Here is a 22,258-nt window from a genome sequence, read left to right on the forward strand (position 1 = left end):
GGAAGGCAGCAGAGAGGCCCATGACGCAGACGCTCGCGCTCGTCGGCGCTGCTGGCGGCGCAGGGACGACGCGACTCGCGGTGGAGATAGGGGCAACGCTGACACGAACGGGGCGGGACGTGGCCGTCGTCGACGCGGCGTACGAAACGCAGGGGCTCGCCGACTACGTCGACACCATCGAAGCGGACGTGACGGAACTGGTCACCGACGGCGCACCACTGGATTCAGTCGTGCAGCCGGCAGCGCTGGAGACGCCCGGTCAGCTCTCGCTGTGTCCGGCACGGGCACCGTTCGAGCGACTCGCCCGCGCGAAGACGGCGGGGGCGGCCGAAACGCTCGAAAAGCAGATCGCTGCCATCGCGCTCTCACACGACGTGGTCATCGTGGACACGCCACCGGTGGCGACCAATCAGGCCGTCGCCGCGGTCGACATGGCCGACCGTATCGTCGCAGTCACGCCCGATAGCGAACGCGGCGCGGACGCACTCGCGCGGCTGTCGGGCCGCGTGCGAGACGTTGGCGAGTCCATCGATGCCGTCGTCGCGAACTTCGCGGATGGTACCCCGCAGGTCGCGGATGCAGACACACGAGTTCCGGCGACGGAGACGACCGCTCCCAGTCAGTGTCCGAGTTGTCTCGACGACGAGACGGCGTTCGCACCGGCTGTCGCCGCCGCTGTCGAAGCCGCTCTGGATACCACAGTCGAACTCGACTTCGAGACGAGCGGGCGGCTGGACGGACTGCTGAGATAGGATGGGGGGGCGCTCACCGAGGGAAACAGCGGTAAAGCCTTGGCCATGGCAGCGTATAGCAGTGAGTAATGAGCGCAGACAACACGACAGCCGACGACCTGTCGCGGTTCACCGAGGCCGCCGAACGCGTCGATGCGACGGTGACACACACGACAGCCGCCGACGCCGAGGACGTACTCGCCGACGCCATCGACGAGCCTGCTACCGGCGTTGAACTCGACATCGAGGGAGTTTCGCTCTCGGAGCTCCCGGTAACGCTCGACCCGACAGGGGCGGCGGTGACCGACGCAGCGACCGGCATCACGCAGGCCGCGCTGGGCATCGCCGACTACGGTTCAGTCGTCATCCGCGAGACGTCGGCCGGCGAGGAGCCGGTGAGCCTGTTCGGCGAGACGCACGTCGCCGTCGTCGCCGCCAGCGACATCGTCCCGGACATGCCGACGGCCTTCGAACGGTTCGGCGAGTGGATGCGAACCGACGGGACCGACGCCGTCATCGCCACCGGTCCGAGCGCGACGGCTGACATGGGTGCGCTCGTGAAAGGTGCTCACGGCCCGCGTGCCGTCCACATCGTGGTGGTGGAGGACCGATGACTGCCAGTCAGTCCCCGCCACGGAGCGTCAAGGCCGCACGCATCCGACACCTGCTGGAGACGGAGGGCGACGCCGTCGCCGAGAACACCCGCGGGTTCAATCAGGGCCGGTACGACTCCGTCGCCAAGCTCGACGACTACGAGGGACTGAAAGCCGAGGCACGCGAAATCAAGGAAGACGCGATCGAGCGCCTGCCAGAACTGCTCGACAAGCTCGAAGCGAGCGTCGAGGCCAACGGCGGCACGGTGTATATCGCCGAGGACGAGGCCGACGCCAACCGCCACATCCGAGAGATCTGCGACGATGTCGACGCCGATCGTGTCATCAAATCGAAGTCGATGACCAGCGAGGAGATAGAGGTCAACGAACACCTCCAGGACGGCGGCATCGACGTGGTGGAGACGGACCTCGGAGAGTGGGTCCTCCAGCTAGCCGAGGAGGCACCCTCACACATCGTCGCGCCGGCGATCCACAAGTCTCGCGAAGAGATTGCCGAGCTCTTTGCCGAGCGGTTCGATCTCGACGAACCGTTAGAGAGCGCCAAGGAGCTGACCCACTTCGCCCGCGAGCGCCTCGGCGAGCAGATTCTCGAGGCCGACGTGGGGATGACCGGTGCGAACTTTCTCACGGCGGATTCGGGAACGATGGCACTGGTCACGAGCGAGGGCAACGCCCGGAAGACGGTCGCCGTCCCGGACACACACATCGCCGTCGCGGGCGTCGAGAAGGTCGTCCCGAGCGTCGAGGACCTCGCGCCCTTCGTCGAACTCATCGGCCGCTCGGGCACCGGCCAGGACATCACCTCCTACCTCTCGCTGTTCACACCACCGGTCGGCGCCCCGACAGTCCACGACGACGAGGAGCCACTCGGCGAGAGCGACGACAGAGATTTCCACCTCGTGCTCATCGACAACGGTCGGCTGGCGATGCGCGACGACGACCAGCTGCGCGAGACCCTGTACTGCATCCGGTGTTCTGCCTGCTCGAACTCCTGTGGGAACTTCCAGTCGGTCGGCGGCCACGCCTTCGGCGGCGAAACCTATTCGGGCGGCATCGCCACCGGCTGGGAGGCCGGCATCGAGGGGCTCGACACCGCCGCGGAGTTCAACGACCTCTGTACCGGCTGTTCGCGCTGTGTCGATGCCTGTCCGGTCGGTATCGACATCCCCTGGATAAACACCGTCGTCCGGGACCGCATCAACCGCGGAGCCGACCCCGACCGCTTCGACTCGCTGGTCGAGGGACTGACCCCCGACGAGGAGCCCGGCGGGCTCTCCCTCCGCAAGCGATTCTTTGGGAATTTCTCGACGATCGCGAAGGTGGGGGGCGCAACCGCGCCGCTGTCGAACTGGGTCGCCGACACCAGCGTCGCTCGGGCCGCGATGGAACGGTTCCTCGGTGTCGACCGTCGCCGTGACCTCCCGACCTTTGCACGAACAACGTTCCGCGAGTGGGCCGACCAGCGCGAGTCGACCGTCGACGACCCCGCCCGCGAAGCGGTGGTGTACCCCGACCTCTACACCAACCGCGTCGCACCGGAGCGCGGGAAAGCAACCGTGCGAGCGCTCGAGGCCCTCGGTGTCGAGGTGACCGTTCCCGAGGCACCGTCGAGCGGGCGCGCACCGCTCTCGCAGGGGATGGTCGCCACCGCCGAGAAGCACGCCCACGGCGTCTACGCCGCACTCGCCGAGCACATCGACGCCGGCCGCGACATCGTCGTCGTCGAACCCAGCGCGCTGGCGATGTTCGAACGCGAGTACGAGCAGTTCCTGCCCGAGCAGTCCCAGGAACGGCTGGCCGATGCGAGCTACGAAGTGCTCGAATACGTCTACGGCCGTCTCGAAAACGGGGCTGACGCCAGTCGACTCAGCAGTCCGACCGACACCGGCACCGACCGCGTCGCCTACCACGGCCACTGCCAGGGACGGACACTGGGCGTCGACAGCTACACCGAGACGGTCCTCCGACAGCTGGGTTACGACGTGCGCACCTCTGACACCGAGTGCTGTGGGATGGCCGGTTCCTTCGGCTACAAGACGGACTACTACGAGTTGAGCATGGACGTCGGCGAGCCAATCCGCGAGCAGTTCACCGACGCGGACGGCCGCGACCGAACAGTGCTTGCCAGCGGAACGTCCTGTCTCGACCAGCTCGACGCGCTGCTCGACCGACCCAACCAGCACCCGATCGAGCTCGTCGCGCCGAATTAGAGCAAATCAGTCGTCTCGCTTCTCGTCTCCGCGAGCGGATCCGTTTCGGTATCGACGGCGAGTGCGTCCTCGACGGCTGCCCGCGCGTCCGGGAGCGGGTCGTGGGTCGCGACGTAGACGGCGAGTGCAAACTCAGTCTCAGAGACGCGGGCGAGCTGGCGGGCATCGGTCCGCGAGAGTTCACCGGCCAGATAGTCGTCGATGACGTCCCGACCGGTCGGTCCGACCGGACTGACGGACTCGCCGAGCAAGTGCAGCGCCTTCGCGGCGGTCATCGGCGCAACGGCGGCAGTTCGGGCCGCCGCGCCGACGCTGCCGCCGCCAGTGTAGCGTTCGACGACCGTCGCGGCCGCCTCACCGGTACAGGGCAACTCATCAGCGACAGCGTCGAGTCGCTCCGCCAGTGACTGCTCAGTTCTGTCGACGGTGGCGACCCCCCGGTCGCGCTGTTCCGTCGTCACCTCTACCCCCGCTGCGATGTCAGACAGCCCCATCGGGCGGGACTGCTCCCGCTTGTCATTTAAAACTTCGAGATGTCCATTGACGGCCGACACCGACGCTGGGGTACGCCAGAGCGATGCTACCTACCGGTCACCGGTCGGTACTTCCCCGTCTCCCACCGCTATTTTCCGGTGAACGACTCCGTTTTAAAAGTGCAAGCCGGGCCAAGATCAACATAGAATGACAGCGACGACAGGACAGAGCTGTCCGGAGTGTAGCGGACGACTGCAGGCCGACGACTGCGAGACGGTCTGTACGGAGTGCGGGCTGGTGGTCGAGGAACACAACATCGACCCAGGCCCGGAGTGGCGCTCCTTCGCCGAGGACGACACCAATCCCGAACGGACCGGTGCGCCGCTGACGCGCTCGCGCCACGACAGGGGCCTCTCGACGGAGATCGGTCGGTCGACGCGGCTGAAGGGGCGCAAGCGCCGGCAAATGGCACGACTTCGCCGCCAGCACAAGCGCACGCAGATCGCCTCGAAGGCCGAGCGCAATCGCGTCTACGCGTTCACGGAAATCGACCACGTCGTGAACGCGCTCGACCTGCCCGAGAGCATCCAGGAACAGGCGTGCGTGCTCTTCGAATCTGCCCAGGGAGAGGGGCTGTTGCAGGGCCGTTCCATCGAGGGCTTCGCCGCGGCAGCGGTGTACGCCATCTGCCGGACGGCCACCGTCTCGCGGACACTCTCTGAAGTCGTCGACGCCGCGCGGGCGAGCCGGGACGAACTGGACGTCGCCTACGACGCGATGAATCAGGAACTCGGGCTGCCGACCGGACCGATTCACCCGCGGGAGTATCTGGCTCGCTTTGCCAGCCGACTCGACCTGCCGACGAGCGTCGAACAGCGGGCTCGCACACTCGCCGAGCGAGCGCGCGAAGAGGGTATCGACAACGGCCGCAATCCCGGCGGCGTCGCAGCGGCGTGTCTCTACACGGCCGCCCGCGAGACTGGGCGGGACCTCACGCAGAAAGAGGCCGCAAACGCCGCAGACGTGACGCCAGTGACGCTCCGGTCGACGTACTACGACCTCACGGAGTGAACGGCGTCGGCAAGTGCTTCGAACTGGACAGCTGCGGGACAGTCCGGCCGAACCGTCCCCACAGGGTGACCGCTCCGCTGGGCGTGGGCGAGAACGTCTGATTCTGGCAGGATGAGAACTGGCGCACCGAGCGCGTCGGCTATCGCGTCGGTGTCGGTCAGCGTCGTGCGGTTCAACACGACCCGGACGAGTGGCGTCTCGACGGTACGAGCGAGTTCGCGCACGCGCATCGCGTCGGCCAGCGCCGCTTCCGTCGGTTGGGTGACGAGCACGCAGGCGTCGGCAGCAAGCAACGGGATGCCAGCGTCGCTGCGGAGTCCAGCGGGGCAGTCGACGACGACACCGCCGTAACGCGCGTCGACCCGCGAGAGCGCGTCGGCGAGTGCAGTCGGGTCAGTCGCGCGGGCGCCGGCCAGCGACCGGCCACAGGGGAGTAGTGACACTGGGTCGCCGTCGTGGACGGCCTCTAGCGGGTCCGCGCGACCGGCGAGGACATCGTGGAGGTCCGGACCGCGGCCGGCAGGCAGGTCGGCCATCGAGAGGTCCGCGTCGACGGCCACGGCGTCGAGTTCGGCGGCGAGATTCAACGTGACCGTCGACTTGCCGACCCCGCCCTTGCCGGCGGTGACCGCCACGATCATGCCAGATGGGCGAGCGTCTCGACAGGGATTTCGACGGTTTCCGCGCTGTCGGCGATCGACTCACACCGCTCGGCGACAGCGACCAGCGCCTCCCGGTCGGTCGCGAGCCGATCCCGAAGCGTGCGAACCTCGTCTGGCCCACCCACGGCGTCGACCGCGTCGGCGGCCTCGGAGACGGAGGTCGCTCCATCGAGGCGGTCAGCGTGGGCGAGGCGCTGTTCGACCTCCTCGAGCCACGCCGAAACGGCAGGTGGCGGCGAATCGGTTCCCGCGTTGCGTTCACGTGGGTCTGGCCCGACAGCATCGATAGCATCGACAGTAGGTCCGACAGCGTCCCGCGGTGGCGACGCGTCCCCGAGTTCCCGAACGAGACTGCGTGCGGTGGGTTCCGCCTCGTCGGCCGGCGGCCGTTCCTCGACGATGTGGGCCGGTTGGTCGGCGGGGTCGGCCGGACAGGCGTAGCCCAGCGCGAGGCGGCCGTCGACGACGCCGGAAAAGCCCTCCTCGTCCCAGCCAGCGGCGGGAACGCCCTGCTTACGAGGCGGCCAGACCGGCCCGTCGAGGCAGTTTTCGACCCTGACGTGGATGGGTTCGGCACTCGACAGCGTGAGGCTGACAAGCGTCGCCGCCCCCGCAGCCGTGGTGTCACAGGTGAGCGAGACCATAGAGGGTCTGGCTCGGTTTCGGATTTAAACTATTGCGACGGGACACGAATGACCGGCGCGCCGAGCCACGCGCTCGCGGCCCGCGGCGACGGAAATCGGTCACACGCGAGCACCACCGGCGCGTCGAAGGCGGCAATCCGTCCGACGGCCAGCGCCGCAGTCACCGCGTCCGCGTCAAAGGGGTCGAACGGCGGTGTCGGCGCACCCGGGACGCGGGCGACGGCGCTCTCGTACGCGCCACGGATGCGGTCGACGAGCGCCGCACGGGCTTGCCGTCGGAGATTTTCGATGTCGTCTTCGAGCGCGAGTTGCTTTTCGAGTCGGTCGCGTGCCGCCCGCGCCTCACGGCGGCGACGGTCGAGATTCTGTCGGGCCGCGGCCGCGGTCGTCTCGGCCTCCGAGAGGTCCCGGGCTGCGTCGCGGAACTGCTGGGCCACCGACGCTGTCTCGGCATCGCCCTCGCGACGTGCAATCAGTTCGCCGCGCGTCTGTGCGACTTCCTCTCGTAACCGTTCGGTCTCCGTACTGGCCGCGGCGACGGCCCGCCGCTGGGCTTCGGTTTCCACGCCCTCGATAGCCAGGCTTGACAGCTGCTCTGCAAGTGTTCGTATCTCCCTGTCGAACCGCGTCGAGAGTCCGCGAGCGCGGGCAGCCTCGGCAAGCGCCGTCCGAACGTGCAGTCCCATCTCCGGATGGAGACAGCCGACCCGTTCGTGGACGGGGTGGGGTCGCCAAGCGCGAACGCGAATCGTCGTCTGCCCGTCGGTTGCCTCGCCCGCACGGACAGCACGCGCGACTGTCCGTGGATCGACCGACGCGGGCAGCGTCACCGCTCGGCCACAGGTAACTGACTCGTCCAGTTCGCAGATCACAGCTCCCGTCCCCGCATCCCGTCGGGGTCGGGGAGGTCACGACCGGCAGCGAAGCGCTCGTACGGCGTCGCCGACTCCTCGCGTGCCTCGTAGGCCGTCGCGGCCTCGCGAACCCCCTCCGACACCCGCTCGAACTCGTTGAACGGTTCGGTCCACTCCACCTGGACTGCGGTCCCGTGTTTCTCGCGGAGGCGAAGCGCCTGGAACGCCGCGAACTCCGTCGCCTCGAACAGTGTTGCCCGGCCGAAGTGGCGGACGACACAGTCCTCGTGAGCACGAGCGACGTTGCGCAGCGTCCGGCGCGCTGCTTGCGAGTAGGTGATGACCAGCAGCACACCCCCGTCTGCGAAGATGTCGGTCCTAAATCATTCGATTACGTCTCGCGTCCGGACGCGCGTATCCTCGCCGAGCGAGACGCTGGCGTCGACCAACGAAGTGAGACCCGCAACCTGTGTCTCGTCGTGGGCCTCCGGGTCGATGTGGAAGTGTGCGCGCGCACCGGCGGCGTGGACCTGTCCGGTGATCGCGTGCAAGAACTCGTAGGCCGTCTCGAAGTCCACGTACTGCAGCATCGAGGTGAGCGAGTCGAAGCAGATGACGACGGGCGCGTCCCACTCCGAGAGGAACTGCCCGATCTGGATGCCCAGCCCGGTCAAGTCACTCGGTGTCGGGACCGTTTCCGTGACGACATCGTCGCGGTCGACGGCCGAGGAGCCGTCACCGACGGTGATTACCCCCAGATTGCGAGCCGACTCCCCGCTTGCCTCCCACTGGTCGATACAGGCGTCGGCCTGTTGCGTAAAGGAGACGTAGAGGACGCTCGGACTGTCGACACCGTCCGACAGCAGTGACGTACAGACCTCCCGGCCACCCCCCATCGATGACACCTGCAGTAGGATGTTCGTTGCCCCGTCGAGTTGGTCGGTAACTGCTGTCATCTGTCGCTGTTGTCCGGTACAGGGCCCTTTCAGTTAAACAGCTTTGCGTTCCTGTCGGATCGCTCAAGGGTCGTCGGCCGGTTCGACCGAAAACTCCGGCGGGTCCGAGAGCAGGTCCGCGATTCGGTCCCGCGCTTCCTGTCTGGAAGTGGCGAGAACGACCAGTCCATCGACGCGCGCTGGACCGCGGGCGCGGTACGCTCGCGTCTCGTCGTCGAACTCAGTCGCGTACGTCCGAAGGATTCCCCGGACCTCCCGCTCCAGTTCCGGGAGCGTACACTCCTCGCGCTCGAACGCGGAGAGCGCCTCCTCGATGTTGCGGAGTGCAGAGATGCGGTCCATCTATGTCGTTCGCAGGTGGTCAGTCTGCGGTTCGTACACCTCCCCTTTCTGTTTGAGTTGGTCGATCTCGTGTTCGGCCTTCGAGGACTCCATGCCGGCCTCCTCGGCGCGTTCGAGGATGACGTCGACCGGCGCGCCTTCGTCGTACTCGTCCTCGATGTTCTGGATGAGCGAGAGCAGGTCCTTGATGCGGTCGCGCTGGCTCTTCGAGGTCCCCGTCTCGACCATGTCCGCGTCCAGTTCGCCCGTCTCGGGGTCCATCCCGATGTCCTCCAGACAGTACCGGACGATGTCGACAGCGCGGGATGCGTCCTCTGCTTCGACAGTATCGGAAAGACGGATGCGGGCGCTGGCCTCCGCGAGACGGACCAGCGCTTCGAGTTTCCGGGCCGTGACCGGCACCGCGGCGTCCTCGTCGGAGCCGCGCGAGCGGAGGTTCACGTAGAAGTCCTGAATCTCGCCTTTGGCCTCCTCGGTCATCGTCGGGAAGCAGTTTCGCTTGGCGTAGGCGATGTACTTGCGCAACAGGTCGGGGTCGATCGTCGGCTCGACCTCCTCGGTGACCGTCTCGACTTCCTCTGCAGTGTAGTTCGACGCGCTCGTCTCCGTCCGGTGGGTGTGGAGTTCGCCCGCGTAGTTCGTCTGAATGATGTGCTCGGCGAGGTTCGCGTCCTCCTCCTCGTCAGGCTGGTCGGTGACCGTAAAGATGAGGTCAAAGCGCGAGATGAGTGCGGGTTCAAGATTTATCTGCTCTCCGATAGGTTCGTACTGATCGAATCTTCCGTATTTCGGGTTTGCTGCGCCCAGTAGCGAGCACCTAGATTTGAGCGTGGCATTTATTCCAGCTTTACTGACACTAATGCTTTGCTGTTCTAGTGCTTCGTGCATCGCAGAGCGGTCGTCGGAGTTGTGGACGACCATCCCGTTCGCGAGGAAGTTGTGGGTGCCGTCGACAGTGAGGTCATACACCTTCGGATTGCGGCGTTCCTCGATTTCGGACAGGAGCGTTCGGATCCGTCTGCGCTTGCTCTCGATGCGGTTGAGCGCAATCTCGCGGACAGTTCCGAAGGACTCGCCGTCGACGACACCGTTGAACCACCGCGAGACGGTCGACCCGGCGACACCCATGTGGTCTGCAATACGCTGAAGAGGGATTCCGTGGCGGTCGAGTTCCGAACGGAGAGAGCGCCACGAGTCAGCGCTGGGTTCGTCGGCGAGCAGGTCGGTCGCCCGAGACTCGATATCGACCTCACCGGTTCCGAGAAGGTCAGCGAGGCGCTGTCGAAGAACTTCGATGCAACCGTCGTCGACAGACGGATCGGCGCTCTCGACAGTAGCCACCCGTCGCCACTTCACGTCACCTCGAACGAGGTCGCGAAGCGTGCTGAAGTCCGTCTCAGCCACAGTACTGACAACGTCTCGAAGTGCCTGACGAACTGTCGTTCTGAGCGTCTCGTCGCTACCCCATCCCATCGACACCTGCTGCTGGGAGTAAGACGTCCCGTCGGCGAGTTCGTGCTGGGCGACGTGATACCTGTCTTTGAGCGTTGCGAGCGTCTCCCACGAGCAGGGGTTGCAGAGCGTCGTACGGTCGGCCACTGCCTGTTCGCGGCGAACTTCGAACTGTTCGAGGACGCGGTCTGCCTTCTGCATCGAGAAGTTCGCGTCGCCATTCTCGAAGTTGCAGTAAGTCGCGTCCTTCAGCCCACACTCTTCCTGGTGCAGTCGAAGCGAATCGCGTGCCTGCACAAACAGGTCACCACACTCCGGCAGGACATCGAGAATCGTACGGTCACCGGCGGCGTTCTCGCAGACGGTGTCGAGTGCGTCCTGCTTCCGGTTCAGCGTGAATCCAACGTGGCGGTTGAACGCCGAAAGTGAGTCCGCTGCGGTAATCGCGAGAACGTAGAGGTCACGCCCTTCATCCCGTTCTCTCTGTTGTATCTGGCTGGTCACGTCAAATTCGGAAAGGAGCATCTTCGCGCCGAGCAGGAGTTCGTAACTCGCCGAGAAGATGGTTACTTTCCTATCGTCGACGTTGCCTTCGGCGTCGGCCAGCGCACGGATGAACGCCGCTTTCACGCCGTCGTCACCCTGTAGCACTGCGGCTGGAACGCGTTTTCCCTCGTAGGTTTCGAGGTTCAGCCCGGCCGCGAGCAGCTCGTCGACGTACGCTTTCCCGTGGAGTCGAACCGTTTCGACGCCGTCGGGGCGCTGTTCGCTCGGATGACGAACCGGTGTCGCGTCGAACACCTCGCGACATGCGCGTTCGAAATCGGCCAGCAGTTCTTCTTCGGCGTTCGTGAACCGCATCCCGTAGCTCCCCTCCTCGCGGTTGTAGTAGACGTTGCCGTCACCCGCGATGTACCCCATGAGCGCACCGAGTGCTGGCGGGTTCTGGGAGACTGAACTCTCAACAGCATCCGCGGACGAGACAACGGCCCCGCCGTCCGACGCCGGGGTGGGAATCGAATCGGGAACGTACACCCAGTCCCCGGGTTCAAGTCCGGCTGCCGGCGTCTCCGTCCGTCTCCCCTCGTCGAGAACGAAGAACGGGTGGTCGGCGGTCGCGGTCACCGACTCGCCGGATTCGAGCGTCACTTCGCGAAGTGCAGACGGTGCGTCGTACTCGTGAACCGCCGTCACGTCGCGAGTCGTCAACTGCCCGTCGTCGGTCATCGTCCAGACCGTGGCGTCGACATCCCGAAGCGAGCGTCCCTTTTCGTGGTACTCGACATCGCCGTCGGGGTCGGCATCGAGGGTCAACTCCCTGATGGGAACGATACCGTCCCCCGTGTGGACGAGCGTCTCGCCCGTGACACACTCCATCTTGTCGAGTTCGTCCACGGCCGCGATTCCCTTGTCAGCCAGCACGAGCGCACCGGCTTCGAGCGTCCACTGCTGGCCGTCACCGAAATCGTCGCGGACCGCGGCAGCAGTAAGTCCCGCCGAGGATGCGCCTTTCCCGGAGGTGTACACCGACCGGGGTGCGATTTGTCGGATGTACTGAAGCATCGCAGAATTGTGCGAAATTACGCCGTTAGAAATGTAGTTGTGGGTCCCAGCGACTTCGAGGTCGTATACCCAATCGTAGTCTGGAGAAACCGATTGTATTGAGTCAATACAATCCCACTGGACATCGCTCTCAACAAGCATCCGAAGTCGTTGAACATCCTCGCTGACAGAAAGTGCGTCGTTAATGCGATTGAGTACAACCCATTTCGCGTTCTCAGTACGACCACCGTCTGGTGCGACGCCCTCGCGCTCATAGTAGCTGATGGCTGTCTGGCTGATACCCATGCCGTCAGCGAGCACGCGCTGTGAAATACCCAGTTCCGCGCGAAGCGTCTCGATTCGGTCCCAGTCACCGTCGGAGAGGAGAGCGCGCTGTCGATGGAGCCACTCCACGCGCTCCTCAAACGTCTCGGTTACAGTAGACAGACTCGACCGACTGGGGTTCCTGTCGCCACGTTCGTAGTGTTGATACGTCGAACGGGGAAGCCCGCACTCGGACTGGGAGAGCGCCAGCGAGTCCCGAATCTCACGCAATCTCTCCCCGTCCAGCGGGATGATATCCGTGTTCGTGTTCTGCGAAATATCATCGAACGCTGTTGCGGCGGTCGCTTTTCGCTCGGTAACGAATCCGACGCTCTCGACGTACGTTTCGAAATCCGAGCCACTGATTCGGAGACGGTAGCTTCCGTTTTGTCGGGGCTCTAGTGAGGCATGCACGCCCACCTCCAAAAGGAGTGCTCGGACGTCGTCAAGGAGTTCGCGGCTCATGGACGCGACTGTCAGACTGCGCTGTTTCGTCGAAACGTGCCCCTCACTGTCTATGTACGCTCTGAGGAACGCACGCTGTGTATCCCTATCCGCCAGAAGAATCGGCTCTGGGACGCGCTGGGACGCGGACTTCTCCAAGATACATGCCTCGAGATTTTTGAGAAAGCTGACAAACTCGCTCGCATTGCATCGTATCGCTTTGGCGCTCTTTCCTTCCCTTCCCGAAGTCGTCGAGTACGGCAAACCCAACCGTTCGAGAGCATTTGCAACGTCATCCAGAATCTCTGCGTCTTCGTTCGTGACAGTAACCGTGCCAGCGTTGTCGTCTTTGAGCGTCGCGTACCCTTCCGCGATAATATAGCCAACCAGCCTGGCGAGCCACGGCGTCCACTCATCGGGAAGCGACAGCCGGACGGCGTTGTTTGCTTTCGACCGGCGATAATCCACATCTAGTGACGACGTAGGTTCCGTCTCGACCTGTTTTGGCAGCGCAACGAACTCGCCCTCCTCCAACTCTGTCGCTTTCCGGGGCACAAACTCACCATCGGACTGAACGAATAGCGGGTGCGACGGCGTCACCTCAACCACACGACCGCTCGCAGTCCGAATTCGGTGCATCTCGTCGGGGGCTTCCCGTTTCCAGACTTTTGTCGCCTGCCGTTCGGAAATGCTGCCGTTGTCAGTCAACGACGGAAGTGGAATGTCAACCGTATCGTACACACCGTCGTCAACAGGCTTCGGGTCATCGAGATTCTCCTCTACGATATCCCGAATTTCTCTGCGTCGCCCGTCACCAAGTGTGACTTTCGTCTCTCCTTTGAGGCACTTCCCCGTCCCGGGGTCACCGATCAGAAGCATATGCAAATCGCCACGAATCCGTGAGCCGTCGGGGAGGTGTTTGGTGACGCCCGAGAAGAGCTGGAGAATCATCGCCAGCTTCTGTTTCTCGTAGCCGTAGATGGAAGGCGCAATCGCGCCGACCATCTTCTCGTAGATGCCGGACTCGTTGGAGAGTTCGACGATTTCCTTCTTGTCCTCGTCGGTGATGTCCATGTCCTCGAACTGCTCGTCCTCGATGGTCACCGAGAGACCGGTCATGTACACGTCGAACATGGCCGACTTCTCGCGGTCGTTACCTTGCTGTTCGAGTTTGAGGATGCCGGTCACCTCGACGTGGTCGCCGGCGGTGACTTCCCCCGTTATATCGTCCTCGATGTTCACGTCGATGCTCTGTGGCGTCTCGCCGCCGCGGAGTCCTTCGGGAGACTCCTGGATGCGGAGTTTCTGTGCGTCGATGAACTCCGACTGGTCGAAGTTGATGCGGAAGGGACCCTGGCGTTCACACCCCTGGCACTCGTGGGGTTCCTGGAAGTCGCCGTCGGTCTGCGGGATGCGACTGAGCGTCCCACAGCGCTGACACTCGAAGGCGGCGTTGGTGATCTTCGGACGCACGTCAGTCGCCTTGCGGACGATGCCTTTGACGGAGATGAGCGACCCGCGGTGGTCGGCGCGAATCTGACGGATGCCCGTCGATTCGGGGAGGTTCTGGACGCGAACGTGGGCCTGCCCGAGCGAGACGTCGACAGGCAGGTCGTAGAGGCGGAGCGCTTCCTCGGCGTACTCCTGAAGCTGCTGGGGCTTGTTTCGGAAGTCGTCGGCGAGGTCCGGGTCGAATCGGTAGAGGTCGTCCCAGTCGACGTAGAGAGACTTCTGTTCGGTCGGGTACTTCTGGGCAAGTTCCCCGATCGCGTTGCGGTAGTAGTTCCGGTAGAACTCCTCGAATGTATCGATGAGTTCGGTGTCGTCCGCGCGAGCCATCTGGTGAGCACAGCTTAGATTCCCTTCGTTCAAGAAGGTTCGCAAACGGGAGTGAAAGTGAATCGGTGCGGCGACTGACCGGCAGACTGTGGCCGTTTCGGGGCTGGAAACGAAGGGGTGTGTAAACCCCGCAGGCCGTGTCCAGCGGGCCGTTGCCCGCGAGTCGCGGGTCTGGACAGCGGGCCACTCACGGCTCGGAGTCAGTGGAGAGTGAAAGTGAAATCCCGGAGGGAAAACCACACGACTGAACCCGGTTGGCTGACGAAAGAAAGGGGTTGACCAAGCGGGCAGTTCGAACCGGGAGGTCCGGAGTCGTACTTAAAATATTCGCCGAACCGCCGCGTGAGCAACCGCTGTCTCCGATTAATGAGGGCAGTCAACAGACGGAGTGGTATGAGCGATAACGCGACAGCCGAACCGGCGGACGGGTACACGTGGGACGAACACGTCAGATTGCTCGCGTTCGTGCTCACACCGCTCGGGATGATATTTATCGGCGTGCTCGAAACGGTGCTGGCGCTGGCTGTGCTTTGGTTACTGTTGCCAGCCGAGGATCGACATAGCGACTAGCGTGGGGCGACAGCTGTACTCGCTCGGATTCTGAACCACGGTCGTTCCGCTCCACTTCACTCCCTGATTTAGATCCGGGCTTCGTTTCGGATTTACGTCTCGCGGGCTCGCTCGCCGTAAAATACGATGGGATCGCCCGGATTTGAACCGGGGTTACGGGCACCCAAGGCCCGAAGTATACCAGGCTAACCCACGATCCCGTATGCAACTATGTCACCGTCACGGAGTAAAGCGTTTCGTTGCGGCCGCAGACAGATGGGGGAGGGTATCGTGTCACAACAATTTACTCGCTGGGCCGTGAGAGTCCGCTCGTGGTGACGGTCCGTCGGCAGACGGCGCTCGTGGGGCTCCTCGGAGTCGCGTCGCTGGTTGCGGCGGCGTTGCTCTGGGAAGTCCTGCCGACGGTCTTTTTCGCGATAACCATCGCGTACGTCCTCTACCCGCTGCGACAGTGGCTGTTCGCGCACGGCGCAGGCGGGCGGTTGGCGGCGGCAATCTGTACCGCGAGCGCCTTCCTCGCTGGCGTGTTGCTCGTCCTGCCGCTGTTTGCTGCGCTGTATCTCCGTCGCGGCCAACTGTTCGACTCGTTCCAGCGTCTCCCCGAGACGGTCCCCCTCGTGTTCGGGGAGTTTAGCTACACCATCAAACTCGGCTCACTGTTCGTGACGGCTCGCGAGGTCTCCGGGGACGTGGCGGTGGGCCTCGTCCAGGCGGCTCCGGCGCTGGCGCTGAAGGTGTTCATCTTCACGCTCGTCGTCTACGCGCTGTTGCTCCGTCCACAGCAGGTCCGCTGGGCGATTTTGCGACCGGTCCCGGCGGCGTATCAGGATATCGTCATCGCGTTACACGAACGGACGCAGTCGATTCTGTACGCCATCTACGTCCTGCAGGCGGCGGTCTCCTTTGGGACCTTCCTCATCGGGTACGCCGTCTTTTTCGCGCTCGGATACGAATCGGCGTTTACGCTGGCGGTCATCGGCGGCATCCTGCAGTTCATCCCGATACTCGGGCCGAGCGTTCTCGTCGTCGTACTCGCAGCCATCGAGCTACTCGCTAGCGATATCACCGGCGCGATAACGATACTCGTGCTCGGCTTCGTCGTCATCGGCTTTCTGCCGGACGCGCTCATCCGCCCGCGGCTCGCGCGCCTGACCACCGGCATGCCAGGCAGTCTCTACTTCGTCGGCTTCACCGGCGGCGTGCTCTCGGTGGGACTGGTCGGACTGGTCGCCGGCCCCGTCGTGGTCGCGTTACTCGCAGAGGCAGTCTCGCTGCTCACCGCGGAGTCGGCGACAGTCCAGAAACAACTCAACTAGTTCGATTCGACCGGTCGGCCAGCGGCCTCCCACTCGGTGAGACTCCCCTCGTAGAACGCGAGATCCTCGTAGCCGAGATGCCGGAGGACGACGTAGGTGTGGCTGATTCGGCGGGCGGTGTTGCAGTACAGCAGGATTCGCTTCTCGGGGACGATGTCCGCATCGCCGAGGATATCCCGAATCGCCGACTCGGGTTTGAGACCGCGGGTCTCGTCGTCGACGAGTTCCCGCCAGTCCAGTCGGATTGCGCCGGGGATGTGTCCCTCGTCGTACTCGCTCTTCTCGCGGGTGTCGACGATGACTGTCTCGGGGTCGTCGGTGGCCGCGGCGACGGCGTCGGTGTCGACCAGCGGCGTCTCCTCGCGCAGTGTCGCCTCGTAGTCGGTCGAAGCGGGGGAAGGCGTCTCGCTGGTCGTCTCGTGTTCGAGTTGCCACGCGCTGAAGTCGCCGTCGAGCAGATGCAAACGGTCGATCGAGTGGCCGTAGAGGTAGGCAGTGACGAGAAAGCGCGCGGCGAAGACGCCGTGGTCGTCGTCGTAGGCGACGACGTGGTCTTCCCGCGTGATGCCGGCCTCGCGCATGAGCGTCGCGAAGGCGTCCTCACCGGGGAGCATGCCGCTGCCCTCTCCAGCTTCTGCTGCGTGTTCTGTCGCACGGAACGAGTCGAAGGGGATGTTGACGGCACCAGGGACGTGGCCGATGCCGTCGTACTCCCACGCGTCGCGCACGTCGACGACGCGAACGCTGTCGAGATTGTCGGCGAGCCACGACGCCGAAACGACGAGGTTAGTCATAGAGCGCAGTTACGGACGAACCGGTTTCAAGATGTCTCTCTGGCGATATCGAAGATGGTGGCAATTATTTCTGGTAGCTGCACGAATTGCTGACACGCTATACGGGACGCAGCGGACCGCAGTCGCTGGCAGTCACCGGTTTCTACAGTTCCGGCGAAGAAAGGAGTGGAATTTGCCGCAAGAGGCGAGGAGTGGCGGAACATGCCGAGAGTCGTAGTGCTATATGGGTGGGAGCCATACAGTGTAACGCAACTATGAGCGACTACGCCAACGACGTTCTCGTCTCTGCGGACTGGGTCGAGGACAACCTCGACGAGTTCCAGAGCGACGACCCCGCCCACCGACTGGTCGAGGTCGACGTCGACACGGAGCTGTACGACGAGAGTCACGCCCCCGGTGCGATCGGTTTCAACTGGGAGACACAACTGCAGGACCAGACCACCCGAGACATCCTCACCAAGGAGGATTTCGAGGAGCTGCTGGGCAGTCACGGCATCAGCGAGGACTCCACCGTCGTCCTGTACGGTGACAACGCCAACTGGTTCGCGGCCTACACCTACTGGCAGTTCAAGTACTACGGCCACGACGACGTGAAGCTGCTCGACGGTGGCCGCGACTACTGGGTCGAAAACGACTACCCACTCACCGACGAGGTCCCCGAGTTCTCCGAGGTCGAGTACAACGCCGCCGGTCCGCGCGAGTCCATCCGCGCCTACCGTGACGACGTCGAGAACGCAATCGAGCGCGGGCTGCCGCTCGTGGACGTTCGCTCGCCCGAGGAGTTCTCCGGCGAGATTCTCGCACCCCCGGGCCTGCAGGAGACCGCCCAGCGCGGCGGCCACATCCCCGGCGCGAAGAACATCTCCTGGGCCGCCGTCACCAACGACGACGGTACCTTCAAGACCGCTGACGAAATCGAAGAGCTGTACGCCGAGGAAGGCATCGACGGCGAAGGCACGACCGTCGCTTACTGCCGCATCGGCGAGCGCTCGTCCGTTGCGTGGTTCGCGCTGCACGAACTGCTCGGCTACGACGACACCATCAACTACGATGGCTCCTGGACCGAGTGGGGTAACCTCGTTGGCGCGCCCATCGAAAAAGGAAACTGAACGGTCGATTCTTTCGCTTTTTTACAGCGTGATGAGCGTGAGCGCATTGAGTGCAACGACCAGCACCGAGACGAGCGCGAACGCGAGGAGGACGACGCTGGCATAGCGGTCGGGCAAACGCCACCACAGCAGCGCAACGAGCAGGAGTGCCGAGAACTTCAGCAGGCCGATACCGGGCGTGCCGTAGGTTTCGAGGAAGGCCACAGCGATGGTGTTGGCCTCGCTTGCACCATGGGAGATGCCGACGATGGTGGTGACAATATCGAAGGCGGAGGCGACGATGACCACAGTCCAGAGCACGGCATCGGAGTCCGAGAGCGGACGGACGTGGTCGGAGAACCACATGTCTGTGACGGCATCAGAAGGCATCGTTCTGTACGAACGACGGTCCCACGAGCAATAAAACACCGCGGCGTATCCAGTCGAGGACGATGGTTACAAGCACGCCCCAGCCGACAGAGTGGATATGAACGGCAGCGAACTCGTCGAAACAGTTCAGGCAGCAGCGAAGACGGAGCTCTCGCGGCTCGGCTCTTCGAAGTCGCTCTACGCCGACACGGAAGGAGAGATGGAACCCGAGACCGTACTCGCGGCGGCGGCGGACAACGCACACCACGCGGCCGAGACGTTCGACGGCTGGGCCGACGACGACATCGAAGGGGCGTTCGCAGACGCCGTCGAGATCGAACGCGAGCACTACGACAGCATCGCGGGGAAGCTCGACGACCACGACCCGGGGACGCCGCCGGCTGTCGTGGAGTTTCTTCGCGGGCTGCCCGCGGGCGTCGAGCGCCTCGGTGGCCTCGTCGGCTGGACGCTCGTCACCGAGGAGAAATCCAGTCAGTGTACCGGCTTTTTTACCGGGCAGGCAGATCCCCAGACTGCGAGTCTGTTCCGCGGCTTCGGTGACGACTACGAGGCGACTCGGGAGAGCGCGCTCGACGCGCTCGACGCGACCTGCAAGAGCGACGACGACTGGGAGCGCGCGGAGACGGCCGCGACCAGCGCTATCGAGGCGGCGTACGACGAGTACTTCGAGACGCTGGAAGACCTGGGCGTGAACCCGAAGCCGGTCTGCTGAGAATCGAACCACGGAACGTTTTTCGGGACCCATCGTCCCAGTACACTGCGTGCGCAGTTTGACGACGAAGCAGATTCGCTGGCTCGGCTGGGGTGTGCTGATGGCTGGATTCGTCCTCCTCAGTCTCTACCGACTCTCGACGGCTGTCATCGCCGAACCGCTGATGCGGGCATTCGACACCGACGGCGGCGGACTCGGAACCCTTCACGCCGCGTTTTTCTACGTCTACGCGCCTCTCCAGTTGGTCGCCGGTGTCCTCTCTGACCGGGCTGGTATCCGTCGAACCGCGACGCTCGGTACCGTCGTGCTGGCCGGTGGTGGCTTCCTCTTTGCCGCGGCCGGGAGCTATCCCGTCGCCTTGCTGGCTCGCGTCGTCATCGGAATCGGTGGCAGCCTCCTGTACATCACGACGCTTCGGTTCTGTGCGAACTGGTTTCGACCCCGAGAGTTCGCGACGATGAGCGGCCTGACGACCGCCGGTTCCGGGCTGGGAGGTGTGCTCGCGGCCACGCCGTTTGCCATCGCCGTCGCCGCCGTCGGCTGGCGCTCGACGGTCGCCGGCCTCGCCGTCGTCGCTGTCGCCATCACGGTCTCCATCTGGCTTTTCGTCCGCGATTCGCCGGCCGACGCCGGTATCGACCCGATAGAGAACGTCCCCAAGACGACCGACCTGACGCTGGCGACGGTCTGGGGCAATCTCCGCGAAGTCGCGCGCGACCGGACGACGTGGCTTGCCGGGCTGACCATCTTCTGTTCGAACGGTATCAACCTCTCCGTGCTCGGCCTCTGGGGCGTCCCGTATCTCGTCCAGACCCACGGCCTCTCCGTGACGGCAGCGTCGACGTACACGCTGCTAGGGAGCGTCGGACTGCTGGTCGGAACGCCAGCCGTCGGCTATCTCTCGGACCGTCTCGAACAGCGGACTGCGGTCGTGGTCGTCGGCAGCCTCGTCTACGTCCTCGCGCTGGGTTCGCTAGCAGCGCTCCAGCAGCCACCCCTCGCGCTCGTCGCCGGGGCGCTCTTCCTAGCGGGCTTTCTGACCGGCGCGTTCGTGCTGGGATACACCGTCGTCAAAGAACAATTCAGTGCCGAGAAAAGCGGCGTCGCAATCGGTGCGGTCAACGCCATCGCCTTTATCGGCCCGGCGCTGGTTCCGACGGCGATGGGCATCGCACTGGACACCTACTGGACCGGTGAGACGATCGCCGGCGCGCGCGTCTACACACAGCTGGGCTACCAGGTCGCCTTCGGTCTGACAGTCGTCGTCGCCATGCTCGGTGTCGGCTGCGCGATGTGGCTTCATCACGAAGTCGACCGGACGGCCTAGCTCCGCATCGAGCCGCCGTCGACGGCCAGCGACGCACCGTTGACGAAGCTAGCGCGCGGACTCGACAAGAACGCCACCACGTCACCGAGTTCCTGGGGGTCGCCGATACGGTCGAGTGGCACGTCGTCGGCCCAGTCTCGATAGCCGGCGTCGTAATCATCGACCGCGCCGCGCTCGACGGCCGCCTCGATGAGTTCCTCGATGCGCGCCGTCTCGTGGGCACCCGGCAGGACGGCGTTGGCACGGATATCGGGAGCCATCTCGCGGGAGACGGTCTTGACGAGGCCGTCGACCGCACGCCGGACGGCATTCGACAGGAGGAGTCCCTCTCGAACCTCTCTGACAGTCCGGGACGTAATCGCGACGAGCGTCCCCGATTCTGATTCGCGGAGATACGGGACCGTTTCTCTGAGCGTCCAGACGACGCTCATCACGAGCATGTCGTAGGCCTGGTACCAGTCGCGGTCGGCCATCTCCTCGAAGGGGCCACTGGGCGGGCCGCCGGCGCTGGTGACAACATGGTCGATACCACCGAACTTCTCAGCCGCTTGCTCGACGAACGCCGCGACGTGATCGGGGTCCGTGATGTCGGCTTCGGTGGCGAGGACGTCTCCATTCCCGGCCGCGCGGAGCGTTTCGCGGGCGTCGTCGATGTGACCGGCGGTGCGCCCACAGACGGCGACATCTGCGCCCTCGCGTGCGAACGCCGTTGCGCTGGCGAGGCCGAGGCCGCTGGTGGCTGCGGTACACAGCACTGCCGAGTCGGCGAGTTCGAGGTCCATAGCGGGCCTACGGGTGAGAAACCCTAAACGGCGGTGGTCAGCAATTGGGGCGCTAGTTGCCCCAGAAGTTGTCGCGACTGCCCAGTCGCGGTCCCTCGTCTTCCTCCTCGTCTGTGTCTGTGGAACCAGTATCGGCTTCAGTTTCCTCGGTCTCGTCGTCTTCCCCCTCCATGTCGAGGCGTTCGAGTTCCTCGGCACGTGCGTGATTGGAGTGGACCTTCGACACTTCGACGCGGGACCGGGCCGGCGGCAAGACGCCGTCGACCATGATGATGAAGCCGTCCTCGGTCCGACCCACGCCGGCACCGCTCTCGTGGATGTCTTCGACATCGATGACGACTTCCTGGCCGGCCTTGACTGGCTGGGACTTGAGATCCTCGATGGGCTGGTTGTAGTGATTGCACCACTCCGCACCACCCCGGTCGCCGTAGTGCTGACACCCCATACCCTCGATGCGCTCGGAAAAACTGGGGCAGTCGTCGGCGATTGGACAGTCGGCCATGGAACGTCCTAATCAGGGGGCGAATTAAACGTTTCCGCTCCACCTTTTTCTGCGTCGGGTCTCGCACGCGCGCCTCCGGCGCGCGGCGGACCTCGCCTTGAAAAACGTGGGCGAAAAAGGCTGCTCGCGCTCGGTAGAGCGCTCGCAGATGCTATCGTAGTGACTCCTGCACGGCAACAGCAACCGCACCGCACAGCAGTCCTGCCCTTCCCCGTCAGCGCGCGGCCCGCTAACGCGGGCACGCGCTCCCGGCCACTGCACCGCAACCGCACCGCTACCGGCACGTACTGTCGTAGTCGGCATCTTCGGGCGTGTCGAAATCTACAGAGAACGTGTTTCCCGTCTCGATAGATTCGATACCTTCGAGGGCACAAATGTCGTCGAGCCGTTCCTGCGGGAGCGTCACGCGGAGACCGGCAAAGCGGAGACGCTCCTCGACGACACCAACGTCGTCGATTCGGTCGACAAGTTCGTCGGCCGCATCGTCGTCGACGGCGGTGACCCGGAGCGTGACAGTCTCGTCCTCGTCGGGGTCTTCGCGGATGCGCCGGACGGGATGGGAGAGATACATCGACTGCGGGTAGCAGGTCCACCGATACAACCGTTGTGGCACGCGCT

General features: G+C 64.3%; 22 protein-coding genes and 1 tRNA gene. 9 read left to right on the top strand and 14 right to left on the bottom strand.

Going from position 1 to position 22,258, the window contains the following annotated elements; translation table 11 throughout:
- The first annotated feature begins 20 nt into the window (after nucleotides 1-20).
- The 3 genes from WDJ60_RS03530 to WDJ60_RS03540 all read left to right on the top strand — a co-directional run bounded on the left by WDJ60_RS03530 (nucleotide 21) and on the right by WDJ60_RS03540 (nucleotide 3,555).
- A complete protein-coding gene (locus WDJ60_RS03530; protein ID WP_340098575.1) occupies nucleotides 21-752 on the top strand; it encodes a ParA family protein in 732 nt (243 codons plus the stop codon).
- A gap of 68 nt (nucleotides 753-820) precedes the next feature.
- Nucleotides 821-1,345, top strand: a complete 525-nt coding sequence (locus WDJ60_RS03535; protein ID WP_340098577.1) for an LUD domain-containing protein — start codon at nucleotides 821-823, stop codon at nucleotides 1,343-1,345.
- The gene (locus WDJ60_RS03540; RefSeq protein WP_340098579.1) at nucleotides 1,342-3,555 is read left to right on the top strand and encodes an LUD domain-containing protein; all 2,214 of its coding nucleotides are present in this window, start codon (nucleotides 1,342-1,344) and stop codon (nucleotides 3,553-3,555) included. The genes WDJ60_RS03535 and WDJ60_RS03540 overlap by 4 nt, the downstream gene beginning before the upstream one ends.
- Here WDJ60_RS03540 and WDJ60_RS03545 read toward each other — a convergent pair.
- Nucleotides 3,552-4,049: a DUF7858 family protein gene (locus WDJ60_RS03545; RefSeq protein WP_340098582.1), complete on the bottom strand. Its 498-nt coding sequence runs from the start codon at nucleotides 4,047-4,049 to the stop codon at nucleotides 3,552-3,554. The genes WDJ60_RS03540 and WDJ60_RS03545 overlap by 4 nt on opposite strands.
- Before the next feature lie 187 nt (nucleotides 4,050-4,236).
- Here WDJ60_RS03545 and WDJ60_RS03550 point away from each other — a divergent pair, with 187 nt between their 5' ends.
- Nucleotides 4,237-5,100, top strand: coding sequence for a transcription initiation factor IIB (locus WDJ60_RS03550; protein WP_340098584.1), 864 nt, complete (start codon nucleotides 4,237-4,239; stop codon nucleotides 5,098-5,100).
- Here the strand turns inward: WDJ60_RS03550 and WDJ60_RS03555 are convergent.
- From WDJ60_RS03555 to WDJ60_RS03585, 7 genes are all read right to left on the bottom strand, one after another.
- Nucleotides 5,082-5,741, bottom strand: coding sequence for a P-loop NTPase (locus WDJ60_RS03555; protein WP_340098586.1), 660 nt, complete (start codon nucleotides 5,739-5,741; stop codon nucleotides 5,082-5,084). The genes WDJ60_RS03550 and WDJ60_RS03555 overlap by 19 nt on opposite strands.
- Nucleotides 5,738-6,406, bottom strand: a complete 669-nt coding sequence (locus tag WDJ60_RS03560) for a DUF7857 domain-containing protein (RefSeq protein ID WP_340098588.1) — start codon at nucleotides 6,404-6,406, stop codon at nucleotides 5,738-5,740. Before WDJ60_RS03560 ends, WDJ60_RS03555 begins: the two co-directional genes overlap by 4 nt.
- A gap of 29 nt (nucleotides 6,407-6,435) precedes the next feature.
- On the bottom strand, nucleotides 6,436-7,278 hold the full coding sequence (locus WDJ60_RS03565; RefSeq protein WP_340098590.1) for a DUF7856 family protein: 843 nt from the start codon (nucleotides 7,276-7,278) through the stop codon (nucleotides 6,436-6,438).
- Nucleotides 7,275-7,613, bottom strand: a complete 339-nt coding sequence (locus WDJ60_RS03570) for a DUF7855 family protein (protein ID WP_340098592.1) — start codon at nucleotides 7,611-7,613, stop codon at nucleotides 7,275-7,277. The genes WDJ60_RS03565 and WDJ60_RS03570 overlap by 4 nt, the downstream gene beginning before the upstream one ends.
- A gap of 30 nt (nucleotides 7,614-7,643) precedes the next feature.
- Nucleotides 7,644-8,216 (bottom strand): DUF7504 family protein, encoded by a 573-nt coding sequence (locus WDJ60_RS03575; protein ID WP_340098594.1) that lies wholly within the window; start codon nucleotides 8,214-8,216, stop codon nucleotides 7,644-7,646.
- A gap of 63 nt (nucleotides 8,217-8,279) precedes the next feature.
- The gene (locus WDJ60_RS03580; RefSeq protein ID WP_340098596.1) at nucleotides 8,280-8,558 is read right to left on the bottom strand and encodes a DUF7854 family protein; all 279 of its coding nucleotides are present in this window, start codon (nucleotides 8,556-8,558) and stop codon (nucleotides 8,280-8,282) included.
- Nucleotides 8,559-14,159 carry an LAGLIDADG family homing endonuclease gene (locus tag WDJ60_RS03585; RefSeq protein WP_340098598.1) on the bottom strand — a complete coding sequence of 1,867 codons (5,601 nt, stop codon included), beginning with the start codon at nucleotides 14,157-14,159 and terminating at the stop codon, nucleotides 8,559-8,561.
- Nucleotides 14,160-14,552: 393 nt separating this feature from the next.
- On the opposite strand from WDJ60_RS03585, the gene WDJ60_RS03590 reads away from it, so the two are divergent.
- Nucleotides 14,553-14,729: a hypothetical protein gene (locus WDJ60_RS03590; RefSeq protein ID WP_340098600.1), complete on the top strand. Its 177-nt coding sequence runs from the start codon at nucleotides 14,553-14,555 to the stop codon at nucleotides 14,727-14,729.
- 127 nt (nucleotides 14,730-14,856) lie between these two features.
- Here WDJ60_RS03590 and WDJ60_RS03595 read toward each other — a convergent pair.
- A tRNA-Pro gene (locus WDJ60_RS03595) sits at nucleotides 14,857-14,929 on the bottom strand.
- Between the two features lie 111 nt (nucleotides 14,930-15,040).
- On the opposite strand from WDJ60_RS03595, the gene WDJ60_RS03600 reads away from it, so the two are divergent.
- Nucleotides 15,041-16,045, top strand: coding sequence for an AI-2E family transporter (locus tag WDJ60_RS03600; protein ID WP_340098602.1), 1,005 nt, complete (start codon nucleotides 15,041-15,043; stop codon nucleotides 16,043-16,045).
- Here WDJ60_RS03600 and WDJ60_RS03605 read toward each other — a convergent pair.
- A complete protein-coding gene (locus WDJ60_RS03605; protein WP_340098604.1) occupies nucleotides 16,042-16,839 on the bottom strand; it encodes a sulfurtransferase in 798 nt (265 codons plus the stop codon). The genes WDJ60_RS03600 and WDJ60_RS03605 overlap by 4 nt on opposite strands.
- A gap of 254 nt (nucleotides 16,840-17,093) precedes the next feature.
- Here WDJ60_RS03605 and WDJ60_RS03610 point away from each other — a divergent pair, with 254 nt between their 5' ends.
- Nucleotides 17,094-17,948, top strand: a complete 855-nt coding sequence (locus WDJ60_RS03610; RefSeq protein WP_340098606.1) for a sulfurtransferase — start codon at nucleotides 17,094-17,096, stop codon at nucleotides 17,946-17,948.
- Between the two features lie 21 nt (nucleotides 17,949-17,969).
- Here WDJ60_RS03610 and WDJ60_RS03615 read toward each other — a convergent pair whose 3' ends face one another.
- Entirely contained in the window at nucleotides 17,970-18,317 is a 348-nt protein-coding gene (locus tag WDJ60_RS03615; protein WP_340098608.1) for a DUF5658 family protein, read from the bottom strand.
- Nucleotides 18,318-18,414: 97 nt separating this feature from the next.
- Between WDJ60_RS03615 and WDJ60_RS03620 the strand changes: the two genes are divergently transcribed.
- Nucleotides 18,415-19,029 carry a rubrerythrin family protein gene (locus WDJ60_RS03620; RefSeq protein WP_340098610.1) on the top strand — a complete coding sequence of 205 codons (615 nt, stop codon included), beginning with the start codon at nucleotides 18,415-18,417 and terminating at the stop codon, nucleotides 19,027-19,029.
- A gap of 49 nt (nucleotides 19,030-19,078) precedes the next feature.
- Nucleotides 19,079-20,356, top strand: a complete 1,278-nt coding sequence (locus WDJ60_RS03625) for an MFS transporter (protein ID WP_340098611.1) — start codon at nucleotides 19,079-19,081, stop codon at nucleotides 20,354-20,356.
- Here WDJ60_RS03625 and WDJ60_RS03630 read toward each other — a convergent pair.
- The 3 genes from WDJ60_RS03630 to WDJ60_RS03640 all read right to left on the bottom strand — a co-directional run bounded on the left by WDJ60_RS03630 (nucleotide 20,353) and on the right by WDJ60_RS03640 (nucleotide 22,211).
- Nucleotides 20,353-21,138: an SDR family oxidoreductase gene (locus tag WDJ60_RS03630; protein ID WP_340098612.1), complete on the bottom strand. Its 786-nt coding sequence runs from the start codon at nucleotides 21,136-21,138 to the stop codon at nucleotides 20,353-20,355. The two genes, WDJ60_RS03625 and WDJ60_RS03630, sit on opposite strands and share 4 nt — an antisense overlap.
- Before the next feature lie 52 nt (nucleotides 21,139-21,190).
- Nucleotides 21,191-21,640 carry a TRAM domain-containing protein gene (locus tag WDJ60_RS03635; protein ID WP_340098613.1) on the bottom strand — a complete coding sequence of 150 codons (450 nt, stop codon included), beginning with the start codon at nucleotides 21,638-21,640 and terminating at the stop codon, nucleotides 21,191-21,193.
- Nucleotides 21,641-21,914: 274 nt separating this feature from the next.
- Nucleotides 21,915-22,211, bottom strand: coding sequence for a hypothetical protein (locus WDJ60_RS03640; RefSeq protein ID WP_340098614.1), 297 nt, complete (start codon nucleotides 22,209-22,211; stop codon nucleotides 21,915-21,917).
- Nucleotides 22,212-22,258 lie beyond the last annotated feature (47 nt).

Source organism: Salinibaculum salinum (assembly GCF_037645885.1).
GTDB lineage: Archaea > Halobacteriota > Halobacteria > Halobacteriales > Haloarculaceae > Salinibaculum > Salinibaculum salinum.

Coding starts and splice junctions, on each gene's coding strand:
- WDJ60_RS03530 (WP_340098575.1), top strand. CDS start 21: ATGACGCAGACGCTCGCGCTCGTCGGCGCTGCTGGCGGCGCAGGGACG.
- WDJ60_RS03535 (WP_340098577.1), top strand. CDS start 821: ATGAGCGCAGACAACACGACAGCCGACGACCTGTCGCGGTTCACCGAG.
- WDJ60_RS03540 (WP_340098579.1), top strand. CDS start 1,342: ATGACTGCCAGTCAGTCCCCGCCACGGAGCGTCAAGGCCGCACGCATC.
- WDJ60_RS03545 (WP_340098582.1), bottom strand. CDS start 4,049: ATGGGGCTGTCTGACATCGCAGCGGGGGTAGAGGTGACGACGGAACAG.
- WDJ60_RS03550 (WP_340098584.1), top strand. CDS start 4,237: ATGACAGCGACGACAGGACAGAGCTGTCCGGAGTGTAGCGGACGACTG.
- WDJ60_RS03555 (WP_340098586.1), bottom strand. CDS start 5,741: ATGATCGTGGCGGTCACCGCCGGCAAGGGCGGGGTCGGCAAGTCGACG.
- WDJ60_RS03560 (WP_340098588.1), bottom strand. CDS start 6,406: ATGGTCTCGCTCACCTGTGACACCACGGCTGCGGGGGCGGCGACGCTT.
- WDJ60_RS03575 (WP_340098594.1), bottom strand. CDS start 8,216: ATGACAGCAGTTACCGACCAACTCGACGGGGCAACGAACATCCTACTG.
- WDJ60_RS03580 (WP_340098596.1), bottom strand. CDS start 8,558: ATGGACCGCATCTCTGCACTCCGCAACATCGAGGAGGCGCTCTCCGCG.
- WDJ60_RS03585 (WP_340098598.1), bottom strand. CDS start 14,159: ATGGCTCGCGCGGACGACACCGAACTCATCGATACATTCGAGGAGTTC.
- WDJ60_RS03590 (WP_340098600.1), top strand. CDS start 14,553: ATGAGCGATAACGCGACAGCCGAACCGGCGGACGGGTACACGTGGGAC.
- WDJ60_RS03605 (WP_340098604.1), bottom strand. CDS start 16,839: ATGACTAACCTCGTCGTTTCGGCGTCGTGGCTCGCCGACAATCTCGAC.
- WDJ60_RS03610 (WP_340098606.1), top strand. CDS start 17,094: ATGAGCGACTACGCCAACGACGTTCTCGTCTCTGCGGACTGGGTCGAG.
- WDJ60_RS03615 (WP_340098608.1), bottom strand. CDS start 18,317: ATGCCTTCTGATGCCGTCACAGACATGTGGTTCTCCGACCACGTCCGT.
- WDJ60_RS03620 (WP_340098610.1), top strand. CDS start 18,415: ATGAACGGCAGCGAACTCGTCGAAACAGTTCAGGCAGCAGCGAAGACG.
- WDJ60_RS03630 (WP_340098612.1), bottom strand. CDS start 21,138: ATGGACCTCGAACTCGCCGACTCGGCAGTGCTGTGTACCGCAGCCACC.
- WDJ60_RS03635 (WP_340098613.1), bottom strand. CDS start 21,640: ATGGCCGACTGTCCAATCGCCGACGACTGCCCCAGTTTTTCCGAGCGC.
- WDJ60_RS03640 (WP_340098614.1), bottom strand. CDS start 22,211: ATGTATCTCTCCCATCCCGTCCGGCGCATCCGCGAAGACCCCGACGAG.